This is a genomic window from Chitinimonas sp. JJ19 (assembly GCF_036961565.1).
Taxonomy (GTDB): domain Bacteria; phylum Pseudomonadota; class Gammaproteobacteria; order Burkholderiales; family Chitinimonadaceae; genus Chitinimonas.
In genome coordinates this window covers 54,974-66,744 of record NZ_JBAMDD010000018.1, presented here as the reverse complement: position 1 = coordinate 66,744, position 11,771 = coordinate 54,974, and the positions used below count along the sequence as shown (strand labels likewise).

Annotated in this window: 12 protein-coding genes and 1 tRNA gene; 7 read left to right on the top strand and 6 right to left on the bottom strand. The window is 62.2% G+C overall.

The window, feature by feature from the left end:
* Positions 1-26 precede the first annotated feature (26 nt).
* Complete coding sequence (locus V7714_RS18255) at positions 27-524, top strand: M48 metallopeptidase family protein (RefSeq protein WP_335711000.1); 498 nt, start codon at positions 27-29, stop codon at positions 522-524.
* Between the two features lie 67 nt (positions 525-591).
* Here the strand turns inward: V7714_RS18255 and V7714_RS18250 are convergent, their stop codons facing one another.
* Positions 592-1,545: a TerC family protein gene (locus V7714_RS18250; protein ID WP_335710999.1), complete on the bottom strand. Its 954-nt coding sequence runs from the start codon at positions 1,543-1,545 to the stop codon at positions 592-594.
* A 111-nt stretch (positions 1,546-1,656) separates the two neighbouring features.
* Positions 1,657-2,529, bottom strand: coding sequence for a protease HtpX (gene htpX, locus V7714_RS18245; protein WP_335710998.1), 873 nt, complete (start codon positions 2,527-2,529; stop codon positions 1,657-1,659).
* 96 nt (positions 2,530-2,625) lie between these two features.
* Here htpX and V7714_RS18240 point away from each other — a divergent pair, with 96 nt between their 5' ends.
* On the top strand, positions 2,626-3,555 hold the full coding sequence (locus V7714_RS18240; protein ID WP_335710997.1) for a LysR family transcriptional regulator: 930 nt from the start codon (positions 2,626-2,628) through the stop codon (positions 3,553-3,555).
* A 57-nt stretch (positions 3,556-3,612) separates the two neighbouring features.
* Here the strand turns inward: V7714_RS18240 and V7714_RS18235 are convergent.
* Positions 3,613-3,688, bottom strand: a tRNA-Asn gene (locus V7714_RS18235).
* 206 nt (positions 3,689-3,894) lie between these two features.
* On the opposite strand from V7714_RS18235, the gene V7714_RS18230 reads away from it, so the two are divergent.
* The 4 genes from V7714_RS18230 to V7714_RS18215 are packed head-to-tail and all read left to right on the top strand — an operon-like array spanning position 3,895 to position 7,805.
* Positions 3,895-5,046 (top strand): FIST signal transduction protein, encoded by a 1,152-nt coding sequence (locus tag V7714_RS18230; protein ID WP_335710996.1) that lies wholly within the window; start codon positions 3,895-3,897, stop codon positions 5,044-5,046.
* Positions 5,047-5,060: 14 nt separating this feature from the next.
* On the top strand, positions 5,061-6,617 hold the full coding sequence (locus V7714_RS18225; protein WP_335710995.1) for a sensor histidine kinase: 1,557 nt from the start codon (positions 5,061-5,063) through the stop codon (positions 6,615-6,617).
* A 4-nt stretch (positions 6,618-6,621) separates the two neighbouring features.
* Entirely contained in the window at positions 6,622-7,002 is a 381-nt protein-coding gene (locus V7714_RS18220; RefSeq protein WP_335710994.1) for a YciI family protein, read from the top strand.
* Positions 6,999-7,805, top strand: a complete 807-nt coding sequence (locus V7714_RS18215; RefSeq protein WP_335710993.1) for a substrate-binding periplasmic protein — start codon at positions 6,999-7,001, stop codon at positions 7,803-7,805. The genes V7714_RS18220 and V7714_RS18215 overlap by 4 nt, the downstream gene beginning before the upstream one ends.
* 28 nt (positions 7,806-7,833) lie before the next feature.
* Here V7714_RS18215 and V7714_RS18210 read toward each other — a convergent pair whose 3' ends face one another.
* The gene (locus V7714_RS18210) at positions 7,834-9,195 is read right to left on the bottom strand and encodes an aspartate aminotransferase family protein (RefSeq protein WP_335710992.1); all 1,362 of its coding nucleotides are present in this window, start codon (positions 9,193-9,195) and stop codon (positions 7,834-7,836) included.
* A gap of 163 nt (positions 9,196-9,358) precedes the next feature.
* On the opposite strand from V7714_RS18210, the gene V7714_RS18205 reads away from it, so the two are divergent.
* Complete coding sequence (locus V7714_RS18205; protein ID WP_335710991.1) at positions 9,359-10,063, top strand: type 1 glutamine amidotransferase; 705 nt, start codon at positions 9,359-9,361, stop codon at positions 10,061-10,063.
* A gap of 9 nt (positions 10,064-10,072) precedes the next feature.
* Here the strand turns inward: V7714_RS18205 and V7714_RS18200 are convergent, their stop codons facing one another.
* Together V7714_RS18200 and V7714_RS18195 are read right to left on the bottom strand one after the other, a co-directional pair.
* The gene (locus V7714_RS18200) at positions 10,073-10,855 is read right to left on the bottom strand and encodes a substrate-binding periplasmic protein (RefSeq protein WP_335710990.1); all 783 of its coding nucleotides are present in this window, start codon (positions 10,853-10,855) and stop codon (positions 10,073-10,075) included.
* Between the two features lie 187 nt (positions 10,856-11,042).
* Positions 11,043-11,681, bottom strand: a complete 639-nt coding sequence (locus V7714_RS18195; RefSeq protein WP_335710989.1) for a hypothetical protein — start codon at positions 11,679-11,681, stop codon at positions 11,043-11,045.
* Between the last annotated feature and the right edge of the window lie 90 nt (positions 11,682-11,771).

The following is an 11,771-nucleotide window of genomic DNA, read 5'->3' as shown; positions in this document are numbered from 1 at the left end:
GGAAAACTTGGTACAAACCCGGCCTCATGATTCAGCTCAAATACCTTTCTGCCTACTCACCCAGCCTGCAGGCACAGGTGCAGCAACTGATAGCCGAAGACCGGCTGGGTGCGCATTTGCAGACCAAATACCCGGTGAGCAATACGGTACAGACCGACAAGGCGCTGTACCGCTATGTCTGCGAGCTCAAGCAGGAACACCTGCGCAATGCGCCAGCTATCGACAAGGTGGCGTTCGACAGCAAGCTCGATGTGGTGCATCACGCCCTGGGCCTGCATACCGCCATCTCGCGGGTGCAAGGCGGCAAGCTCAAGGCCAAGAAGGAAATCAGGGTGGCCAGTCTGTTCAAGACGGCACCGGCCGAGTTTCTGCACATGATAGTCGTGCATGAGCTGGCCCATCTGAAGGAGCACGACCATAACAAGGGCTTCTACCAGCTGTGCGAGCACATGCTGCCCAACTACCACCAGCTGGAATTCGATCTGCGGCTTTACCTGACGTGGCGCGAGGGTCCGGCGCGGTGATGTGAGCACCCATAAAAAACCCCTGCCTATGCTGGCAGGGGTTTTTCAGGCACGCGCAGGGTGACGCTTACTGCTCGGGTATGGGCTCGCCGCGGGTCTTCCACAGCGAGTAGAGCACGCCGGCCAGCAGCAGACCGAAGGTCACGCTCAGCGATATCGGCGAAGGAATCTTGATGCCCAGATTGACCAGGAAGATCTTGACGCCGATGAAGACCAGCACGATAGACAGTGCGTACTTCAGGTAATGGAAGCGGTGCACCATGGCGGCCAGGGCAAAGTACAGTGCGCGCAGGCCCAGGATGGCGAAGATGTTCGAGGTGAAGACGATAAAGCTGTCGGTGGTAATGGCGAAGATGGCGGGGACGCTATCCACGGCGAATACCAGGTCGGTTACCTCGACCATGATCAGCGCCAGGAACAGGGGGGTTGCCCACCAGACCTGCATGGCGGGGTTCTTGGGGTCGGCTGCCTTGACGAAGAAGTGGTTGCCCTCGATTTTCTCGGTAAAGCGGAAGTGGCCCTTCAGCCAATTGATTAGCGGATTGCTGGCCACATCGGTGGCATCGTCCTTGGCTAACAGCATCTTGATGCCGGTGAACACCAGGAAGGCACCGAAGAGATAGAGCACCCATGTGAATTCATGGATCAGGGCGGCGCCCAGGCCTATCATCACGCCACGCATGACGATGGCGCCGAGTATGCCCCAGAACAGCACCCTATGCTGATAGACGCGGGGGATGGCGAAGTAGGTGAAGATCAGCGAGATGACGAAGACGTTGTCCATGGACAGGCTCTTCTCCACCAGGAAGCCGGTGAGATAGTCCATACCGGCCTGTGCGCCCAGCTGGTACCAGACAAAGCCGCCAAACAGCAGGCCTGCGCTGATATAGAAGGCGGAGAGCTTGAGGCTCTCCTTGACGGAGATTTCATGGTCCTTCTTGTTGAGGACGCCTAGATCAAGGACAAGCAGGATGACGACGACAGCCGCGAAGGTGCCCCACATCCAGAGTGGATAGGTCATGGTGGATTTCCAGTCAGTTCAATAAATCATCAGGCGTACCGCCAAGGCGGTACGCGGCAATCTATGCTGGCGCCGGCCGGGGGTGTCCCCCCTGGCCTGGCGCCAGGCGGCTTAACGTAAAGCCTGCAAGGCGGCAATGCGTGTTTCTATGGGCGGATGGCTGCTGAACAGGCCCGCCATGCCACCGCTGATGCCCGAGGCAGCCATGGTCTTGGGCAGCTCGCCTGGCTGGCGGCCTCCCAGCACTTGTAGCGCGTCTATCATGGGGGCCGTGCTACCCAGTAACTGTGCGGCACCGGCATCGGCGCGGTACTCACGCTGGCGTGAGAAGTACATGACGATGATGCTGGCCAGGATGCCGAACAGGATCTCGAACATGAAAGAGGCAATGTAATAGCCTATGCCGGGGCCGCTGCTTTCCTCGTCGCTCTTGCGCAGAAAGCTGTCGACCAGATAACCGGCCACCCGCGATAGGAACACCACAAAGGTGTTGACCACACCCTGTATCAGGGTCAGCGTCACCATATCGCCATTGGCGATATGGGCGACTTCGTGGGCCAGTACGGCCTCCACTTCACGCCGGCGCATGCTGCTCAGCAGGCCGGTGGAGACGGCCACCAGCGAGTTGGACTTGCTGGCGCCGGTGGCGAAGGCATTGGGCGCGCCCTGGTAGATGGCCACTTCGGGCATGGGCAGGCCGGCGCGGCTGCTCAGCTGCCGCACGGTATCGACCAGCCAGGCTTCATCGGCATTGCGGGGCGAGTTGATGACCTGCGCGCCGGTACTCCACTTGGCCATGCTTTTCGACATCAGCAGCGAGATAAAGGCACCACCAAAGCCGATCAGGGCTGAAAAGCCCAGCAGCATGCCGAAGTTCATGCCGTTGGCTGTGAGGAAGCGGTCTACGCCCAGGATGCGCGCGCTGATGGACAGCACCAGCATGACCGCCAGATTGGTCAGCAGGAAAAGCACGATGCGTTTCATGATTTGGATCTCCCATGTTCAGGCAGAGGCCTGTGTCGATCAGGAACGGGCGTAGCGTACGGCAAGCGAGATTGCGAAAGAATCGAGTATATTGGTATGAATACTTCGATTTTCTCGATGAATCATATGGCCAAGCCTGAACTCAACTACAAGCATCTGCACTACTTCTGGACTGTCGCCAAAGAGGGAGGCATAGCCCGGGCTGCCGAGCGCCTGGGGTTGAGTCCGCAAACCATCAGTGGCCAGCTCGGTAAGCTGGAGCGCGAAATGGGCAGGGCGCTGTTCAGGCCGGCCGGCCGGCGGCTTGAGCTGACCGAGGCGGGCCGGGAGGCATTGCGCTATGCCGATGAGATCTTCCTGCTGGGCGAGCAGTTGCAGGAATTCCTAGCCAATCCCCAATTGGTACAGGCTAGTCGTTTGACTGTAGGTATAGCCGATTCGGTTCCCAAGCTGGTGGCCTACAAGCTGCTGGCGCCGGTGTTGCAGGCCAGCCCCAGCGTGCGGCTGGTCTGCCATGAAGGCGAGTTCGAGGAGCTGATCTCGGCCTTGTCGCGCCACAAGCTCGATGTCGTGCTGTCGGATCGTGACCTGGGCCAGGGGGGGCAGCGGCGGCTGGTGGGCAGGCGAGTTGCGTCCTGGCCTATAGGCATCTACGCCAACCGGACCCTGCTGGCGCGGCAGCTTGAGGCAGAGCGCGGCGTGGTACCGCAACGGGCGCCCATGCTGCTGCCCAGCAAACGCAGCTTTCTGCGCTCGCGGCTGGATGCTTGGCTGGATGCCCAGGGCTTGAATCCGGTCGTGGTGGGGGAGTTCGACGACAGCGCCCTGCTGACTACCTTCGGCGGCAATGGCGTGGGGTATTTCCCGGCGGCCACCATGCTGGCGGAGACGCTGGCCCGCCAATACGATGCAGAGCTGGTGGTGGTGCTGCCTGAGCTGCACGAGGACTACTACGCCATCAGCACGCCTTCACGGCTGCCTAGCCCGCATATTACGGCGCTGCTGCGGGCGGCTGAAGTGGCCTGACTGGCTGATGCAGTAAAACAAAAAGCCCAGCGCTAGGCTGGGCTTTTTGCTTACATCTGGCTCCTCGACCTGGGCTCGAACCAGGGACCTACGGATTAACAGTCCGGCGCTCTACCGACTGAGCTATCGAGGAAAGGAGGCGCACTTTAATGTCCAGGCAGGCGCTTGTCAAACATCTTTTGCATTTATTTTTTTATTTCTTCAGGCTTGGATGGTGAATCCTTTTATTATCAATGGCTTGTCTGGGGCGGTTTGCTGCAAGGCAGCATAGTGTATCGACGCCATTGAGCTAAGCTGAATCAGATAACGGGCCCATGACAGAGGCTGGGGAGCAAGGCTATGCGGGCGAGCACCTGTGAAACACTGATTTCGGACCCCTACCGTGCGGGTTTGGCACTGGGAGAGGGCCTGGCCGGCCTGGCGCCCGAGGTGGTGTTCCTCTTCACCGCCGTCCATTACGCCGGCAGTACCGAGCTGCTGGAGGGCCTGTATGACGCATTGGGCCGCGATGATCTGGTGGTGATAGGCAATAGCGGCGACGGCTACTATGCCGCCGGGCGGGCCTCCGATCTGGGTGCAGTGGCGCTGGGCCTGAACAGCGGAGGCAAGGTGCGCTGGACCGTGGCCTGTGCGCCAGGAGTGGGGGACGACCCTGTGGTGGCCACCCGGTCGGCCTTTGCGCAGTTGCGCAGCGCCATGGCAGAAGATGCCGCGCTGGTGTTCCTGGCGGCCGACTTCCGTGCTGATGCCAGCCTGATAGAAACCGTGCTGCGCGATGAAGTGGATTGTCCGGTAGTGGGGGGGCTGGCGGCAGACGATGACAGGATGCGTACCTGCTACCTCTACGCCAACCGGCAGGTATTGCAGGATGCCGTGGTCTTGCTGGGGATGGCGGGGGAGGTGCGTTTTGATATCAGCATAGGCAACGCACTGACGCCAGTTGGCCGGCCGGGGCTGATAGAAGAGGCCGAGGGCACGGCGCTGTATCGTATCGATGGCATAGGTGCCATGGATTTTATCGAGCGCGAAACGGGCAAGCCGGTGCTGCAGACGGATCGCGGCGTGGTGGCACTGACCATCGTGGACCCGGATCGGACCGCGCAGCGACGCTTGCGCGCCATCGTGCCTGACTTCGGTCGTGGCCACGGCGCCATCGGGCTGTATGGCGGCATCGAGGCGGGCAAGACGGTGCAGGTCTGTTTGGCCAACCCGGCCGACCTGATGGCCGAGGTAAGCCGCATTGCTGGGCGGGTGGCTACCCTGGATTTCCAGCCAGTGGCAGGCCTGATCGTCAGCTGTACCGGACGCAAGCAGATGCTGGGGAACGATATCGCCCGCGAGGCGGGCATTCTGGCCGAGTCCTTCCCCGCAGGGTTGGCGATTGCAGGTTACCCCTCGTTCGGCGAGATCGGCCCTTTGCGTGAAGGCGAGGGCTATACCCGCAATCTCTTCCACAATATGACCTATATCCTCCTGCTGGTGGGGGGCTGAGCCAGGGCATGCCCATGACCTATCGACTGCTCAGCATGCTGGACCCGCCACCCCCCGGCTTTCGGCTACAGGATGTGCAAAAGCGCGACCTGCTGTCGGGCGCCGTCGCGGTTTATTGCAGCTCGGCCGAGTCGCTCTACCCTTTGGTGGAGATGTTCTGCCAGCGTGTGGCCGGGGTGTTGATTGTTCCCGGTGATGGCTTTCGGCAGGAGCAACTGGGCACTTTGCTCTGGCGCATGACCTTGCCCAGCCGCTTGCAGTCGGCCATGCGGGTGCTGGTTGAGCCCCTGCTGGCTGCCATTGAAACTGCCTTGGCCCAACGGGAAAAGGCGGTGGAGCTGGGCAGCACCCTCAATCGCCTGCGCTATGACCTCGATATCGTAAGGGGGGACTATCTGCGCGTGACGGCCAAGCTGCAAAGCCAGGTGGCGCAACTGGTGGAGACCCAGGCCGAACTGGTGCAGGGTGAGGCCGAGTTGCGCGCCATACTCGATCTGCTGCCGCAACTGATCTACGCCAGCGATGAGCGTGGGCGCTTGCTGCTGGCCAATGCTTCGTTTGCCCGCAAGCTGGGTCTGAGCGATCCGCAATTGGCGTGCGGCCAGGAGGTACGGAACCTGAATCTGCCTGCACGCTGGCTGGCCCAGGCGGCGCTCGAGGATAGCCTGGTCTGGCAGTCGAAAGCGCCTCGCGCCATGGCCGATTTGCAGCTGCTGCAGGCGGATGGCGAGCTGTCGCACTACGAGGTACTAAAGCTGCCTTGGACATGTGGCGGCCAGGAGGCGGTGCTCACTGTGCTGCATGATGTGTCGGCCAGGCACGCTGTGGAAGCGCAGATGGTCAGCCTGAACGAGGAACTGGAAAAACGGGTGCAGCAACGCACGGCCGAACTGCAGGAGGCCAATCGCGAGCTGGAGTCCTTCTCCTACTCGGTTGCGCACGACCTGCGTTCGCCCCTGCGGGCGGTCATGGGCTTTAGCCAGATACTGGAGGCAGAAGCCGGCAACCTGGATGGTGAGCAGCGCGATATGCTGCAGCGGGTGCAGGCGGCGGCGGTGCGCATGTCACAGCTGATCGATGATCTGCTGATGCTGGCACAGGCCTCGCGCATGCAGCTGGAGCGTCGGCCGCTGGATGTCGCGGCGCTGGGCCGGCAGGTGTGGCAGCAGTTTGCCCACCTGCGTGGCGATAGGCAGGTGGCGTTCGAATGTGAACCCGCCCTGCCAGCGGTGGCCGATAGCCGCCTGGTGCAATTGGTGCTGGAGCAGCTGCTGACCAATGCCATCAAGTTTACCCGTGGTAGTGTCGAGGCCAGGGTAGGCCTGGGGCATCTGCAGCTTGGCGACGAGACGGTCTATGTTGTACGCGACAATGGCGTAGGTTTTGACATGGCAGCCGCCGAGAAACTGTTCATGCCGTTTCAGCGCCTGCATAGCACGGCCCAATTTGAAGGTAGTGGCATAGGCCTTGCCACAGCACGCCGCGCCATTAGCCGCCATGGTGGCCGTATCTGGGCGGAGGCGCAGCCTGGCCTGGGCGCCCAGTTCTATTTCACCCTGCCAGATGGTTAATACAATGATGCGATGGATAGCAGCAGCAAGCATGCTGGTCAGCCTGGCGGTGCAAGGCGAAACGCCGGTGGCCGAGGCACAGAAGCTCTATGCAGTGGAGTTCCGCACCGGCCCCGCCTGGAAGCCAGGCCTGGTGCCGCCGGCCCAGCCCTACTTCAAGGAGCATTCGGCCAACCTGCAGCGCTTGCGTAGCGAGGGGGTGCTGGTGGCAGGCGCACGGTATGGCGAGGTGGGGCTGGTGGTGTTGCGGGCGACCAGCCTTGCCGCCGCAGAAAGCCAGATCGCCCAGGATCCGGCCGTGGTCCATGGCCTGTTCAGCTACCAGCTCAATGAAATGCTGGTGTTTTACCCCGGGCATCTGGGCAAGCCAGTGAGCCCGCCGTGAGGCCCGCCTGGCTGTGCGTGCTGCTGTGGCTGGCCTGTAGCGGCATGAGTCTGGCCGCCTGCTTGCGGGATTACCATGTGCCCTATATCACGCTGGGCTATGCCAGCTACACCGACGAGCAAGGTCAGCCGGCTGGCTACTTTATCGATCTGTATCGGGAACTGTCGCACCGCACCGGCTGCCGTTTCGTGATTGAGCCTATGCCGGCCCAACGCCTGCGCGCCACCATGGTGGTCAACCGCATACCCCTGTTCGGGCCTGCTGCCGCGCCAGCCACCAGTGAGGCACGCGCCCAACGGCGCTTTGTACCGCTGACCCGTGAACCCATGGAACTGGTGGTGCGCAAGGATCTGGCCGTACGCAATGTGGCCGATGCAATGGGCCGGCCCGGCCTGGTGTTCGGCACCATACGCGGCGCCAGCTATGGAGAATGGGTGGAGCAGAATCTGCCCCGCCTGCCGGCAGCGCAGCGGGAGGAATCGGTGGACGCCGAGACCGTCTACCGCAAGCTGGTGGCGGGCCGGATAGGCGCTACCTTTGGCAATGCCTATGTCTATCGCTGGCATCTGGATCGTATGCAAGAGCCCGATAGCGTGAGCGTGCTGCCGCTGCCGGAGCGCCACCGTACGCTGGTGGGCATGGTGTTCAACCATGACGGTATGGCGCCCGAGGATCTGGAGCGGCTAGTGCGAGCGGTGGTGGCAATACGTGACGATGGCAGCTTCCGCCGCATGGTGGCACGCTATCTGGGCGACGATTTGGCGCGGGACCGCTTGTACCAGGGCAGCGCCAGCCATCCTTGAGTGGCTTGCCCGCCGATGTGGCGGGAGCCTATGCAAGCAGTTCATCCAGTGCAGCGGCCAGGGTTGCAATCAGTCTGTCCACATCGGCCGCCGTGGTGGCGGGGCAGACCAGCATCATGTTGTGGAACGGGGTGATCAGTATGCCCCGGTTCAGCAGGTAGAGATGCAGGGCATGTTCCAGCGTGTGATCCATGGCGGCTGCGGCCTCGCTGCCATTGCGGGGCGGCTGGGCACAGAACTGGAATTCGGTACGCGCCCCCACCTGGCTGACACACCAGGGCAGGCCGCGCTGGCCTATGGCCTGCCGTAAGCCGTTGGCCAGGCGTTCGGCCAGTTCGAACATGTGCGCATAGGCCTCCTCGGTCATCACCTCGGCCAGGTTGGCACGCATGGCGCACATGGCCAGGGCGTTGGCAGTGAGGGTGGTGCCTATGCCAGAGTGGCCGGGTGGTGCGGCGGATTTGCTGGCCTGCATGCGCTGGGCTAGTTCGCTGGTAAAACCGTAGACGGCACAGGGCACGCCGCCCCCTACCGGCTTACCCAGTACGAAGAAATCCGGCTCCAGGCCATGCGCCAAGGCATAGCCGCCGGGGCCGGTGGAGATGGTGTGGGTCTCATCGCAGACGAAAAGTGCGCCGGCCGCCCGTATCAGCTCCCGTGCAGCCTGCCAGTAGCCTGGCTGAGGCAAGACCATGCCGATATTGGTCATGGCGGGCTCTGCCAGCACGCAGGCGATATCCCCTGCGGCCAGCGCCCGCTGCAAGCTGTCCAGATCGTTGAACTCCACCACCACGGTGTGCTGGGTCAGGTCATATACCTGCCCCAGCAGGCTGTCGCGCTGGCTGGGCTGGCCTTCGACCAGGTCAACGAATACATCATCCACCGTACCGTGATAGCAGCCGTTGAATACCAGTACCTTGCTGCGCCCCGTGACCGCGCGGGCCCAGCGTATGACGAAGCGGTTCGCATCGGTGGCTGTCATGGCAAATTGCCAGCATGGCAGGCCGAAGCGTTGCGCCAGCAGCTCGCCCACTACCGCCGCATCCTCGCCTGGCAGCATGGTGGTAAAGCCCAACTGGGTTTGCCGTGCTACGGCGGCTGCTACAGGCTCGGGCGCGTGGCCGAACATGGCGCCGGTGTCACCCAGGCAAAAATCCGCGTAGCCATGCCCGTCCACGTCGTGAAAACGGGCGCCCTTGGCCGCCTCGACAAACAAGGGGAAGGGCGTGCCCCAGTCGGTCATCCAGTGCAAGGGCACACCATAGAGCAGGTGTGATTGCGCGCGTTGGGCCAAGGCCTGCGAGCGAGGCCGGGCGGCGATATAGCGACCTCTCTCACGGGCCAGCAGGGCTTGCAGGCTGTCGTTCTGGATACCGGTAGCGTGCGCCATATCATCCTCGGCTGTTAATGAAATTCATCATGGTGTTTAATATATGCACCATTTTGCCCATGCCGCAGGCGGCACGTAAAGGGCACGGCGGGCAATGATGTGGGGGCTGGTAAACAGGCGCTGACCCCGTGCCAGCCGGCATAACCTGATCGAGATACACACCATGCTTCCAATCGCCATCATCCAGCATGTGCCTGACGACGGCCCCTGCTACTTTGCCACCTATCTTGAGCGGGCAGGCCTGCCATACCAGGTATTTCGCCTGTTCGACGGCCACGCCTTGCCGGCCCGCATAGACGCGCATAGCGGTCTGTGCATATTGGGTGGCCCCATGAGTGCAAACGATGACCTGCCCTACCTGCCGCCCTTGTTTGAGCTGGTGCGGGCCGCTGTCCAGGCTGATATCCCGGTGATAGGCCACTGTCTGGGTGGGCAGATCATGGCTCGGGCACTCGGTGGGACGGTACAGGCGTCGGAGCATGTCGAGATAGGTTGGAGCGAGCTGGAAACGCTGGACGATGCGGCGGCAGAGTGGTTTGGCGGTGCAGCCAGCTTGCGGTTGTTCCAGTGGCATGGCGAGAGTTTCAGCATGCCACCGGGCGCTCGCCATCTCGTGCGGGGGCGCTATTGCGCCAACCAAGCCTTTAGCCTGGGTAGCAAGCATCTGGCCATGCAGTTTCATTGCGAGGTGGACGAGGCCAAGGTGCGGCGCTGGCTGGTGCTGGGTCAGCACGAACTGGCGAGCTGCACCTCGCCTGCCGCCCAGCAGGCCGAACAGATACTGCCCAACCTGGCGCAGGCCATCGTGCCTAGCCAGCAACTGGCTGATGCCATCTACGGCCGCTGGGTAAAGGGCTTGGTGGGCTAGAGCCCGCCCCTATTGCCAATCGGGCACGCCATACTTGGCCAGCAAAGCCTTGAGCCGACCATCGGCACGCATGGCGGTGACCTCATCCTGCAGCAGCTTGGCGTATTCGCGCGCCTTGGGGTGTTTGGGAGAGAAGGCAATATGCAGACCGGAGGGGGTGACGGAACGCTCGCAACCAGCATCCTTGTAATGGCCCTGCCAGTTTTTTTCGTTGATGGTGTAGGCCAGCACGGCCTGATCCTCAACGACGGCATCGAGTCGCTTGTTGCGGAGTTTTTCCAGGTTGCGCAGCAAGGCATCGTCGCCCGTGACGGCCTGTAGCACCTTGGGGTTGGCCTTGAAGTAGCCATCCAGCGTGTCGCCGTAGGCGTAATCCTGGATGGCACCTATGGTGCGGCCGGCTAGGCTGGCTACCCCCTTGTACTGCCAATTGCCATCCTTATGGGTGACAAAGCAATTGATGCTGCGGCCCAGCGGCGCGGCGCCCACGATCAGCTTGTTCTCGCGTACCTCTTCGTCACTGGCGCCGACAACGGCGATGAAGCTGCCATCCCGCGCGGCCGCCAGGGCGCGGCTCCAGTTGAGATTCTGGTAGTCGACCTTGTGGCCCGCCTTGCCCAGCGCGGCACTGGCGATTTCTATCATGTAGCCGGGCTTGGCGCTTTGCGGCACGCAATTGAATGGGCACCAGGAATCGGCCCGTATGGTGATGGTTTCCGCCATCGCCAAGGGGGCGATTAGGCCTAGCGCCAATAGGTAGCCAGCGGTCAGAGGGTGCAGGTGAGTACGCATGGGGAACGGGGCCTTGTCGGTATGCACTAGCTTGAGTTGTAGCGCACACCCTGTCAGGCACAAGTTCTTGCCCGCAAAACCGCTTACAGAAGCGTTCTAGTCTTGTTGTAGCTGCGTACCACTACGCCCACAGTTCTAGCCAGCACCGCAACGCTGGGTCTCGTCGGTGGCGCTGGATACTGCCGGGTCAGATAGCATGGCGACCGCTGCTGACGCGCAGGGTGCTCAGCAGCGTGTCGGTATCGTCGGTGCCGGTTTTCTGCAGCAAACGGCCCAGGCTGCTGCGTAGCCAGTCGAACTGGCCAGCATAGTGGCCGTCTTCATGCAGCAACCAGTTGGCCAGCCTGCATTCCTCGGTGCTGAAACCGTAGACCTGGCGCCAGATGGCGCTGGCGGGCGGTGCATGGTCGCCGACCATCAACAGCAGTGCGGTGCGGCTGATGCTGAATACCTTGTCGGTCCAGGCGGGTGGCATGGGCAGGCAAAGCAGCCGCCAACCATGACCTTGCCGTTGCAGCCGCAGCGAGCTGGCATGGGCTTGCCCCAGCAAGCCCGATGCAGCAGCCAATGCAACCCGCAGGGCGGTGTTCATCTCCGGTGCATGTAGCCGTCCATCAACCAAGCTCAGTCCGCTGTCGAGGCGGAACACCACGGCGGCGGCTGCGTTGGCGTGCAGCACCCTGCCGTCAATGCTGACTACGGCCAGGGCGGTGTCAGGATGACTGGGTTCAGCATGGCGCCGGACGATGGGTTGGCGCAGAAGGCGGGTGTGCGGCCTGCGCGGTGGGCTTGCTGTATTGGGTAGGTACAAGTGGGCTAGTGTCATGCTGGCTCTCCTCCAGTGATGCAAGATAGGCCAGTGTCTGTGCCCGGTAATCACCCGGATGGAGGATAGGGCGGTGCCATTTTTACCATG

Coding starts and splice junctions, on each gene's coding strand:
- V7714_RS18255 (WP_335711000.1), top strand. CDS start 27: ATGATTCAGCTCAAATACCTTTCTGCCTACTCACCCAGCCTGCAGGCA.
- V7714_RS18250 (WP_335710999.1), bottom strand. CDS start 1,545: ATGACCTATCCACTCTGGATGTGGGGCACCTTCGCGGCTGTCGTCGTC.
- htpX (WP_335710998.1), bottom strand. CDS start 2,529: ATGAAACGCATCGTGCTTTTCCTGCTGACCAATCTGGCGGTCATGCTG.
- V7714_RS18240 (WP_335710997.1), top strand. CDS start 2,626: ATGAATACTTCGATTTTCTCGATGAATCATATGGCCAAGCCTGAACTC.
- V7714_RS18230 (WP_335710996.1), top strand. CDS start 3,895: ATGCGGGCGAGCACCTGTGAAACACTGATTTCGGACCCCTACCGTGCG.
- V7714_RS18225 (WP_335710995.1), top strand. CDS start 5,061: ATGACCTATCGACTGCTCAGCATGCTGGACCCGCCACCCCCCGGCTTT.
- V7714_RS18220 (WP_335710994.1), top strand. CDS start 6,622: ATGATGCGATGGATAGCAGCAGCAAGCATGCTGGTCAGCCTGGCGGTG.
- V7714_RS18210 (WP_335710992.1), bottom strand. CDS start 9,195: ATGGCGCACGCTACCGGTATCCAGAACGACAGCCTGCAAGCCCTGCTG.
- V7714_RS18205 (WP_335710991.1), top strand. CDS start 9,359: ATGCTTCCAATCGCCATCATCCAGCATGTGCCTGACGACGGCCCCTGC.
- V7714_RS18200 (WP_335710990.1), bottom strand. CDS start 10,855: ATGCGTACTCACCTGCACCCTCTGACCGCTGGCTACCTATTGGCGCTA.
- V7714_RS18195 (WP_335710989.1), bottom strand. CDS start 11,681: ATGACACTAGCCCACTTGTACCTACCCAATACAGCAAGCCCACCGCGC.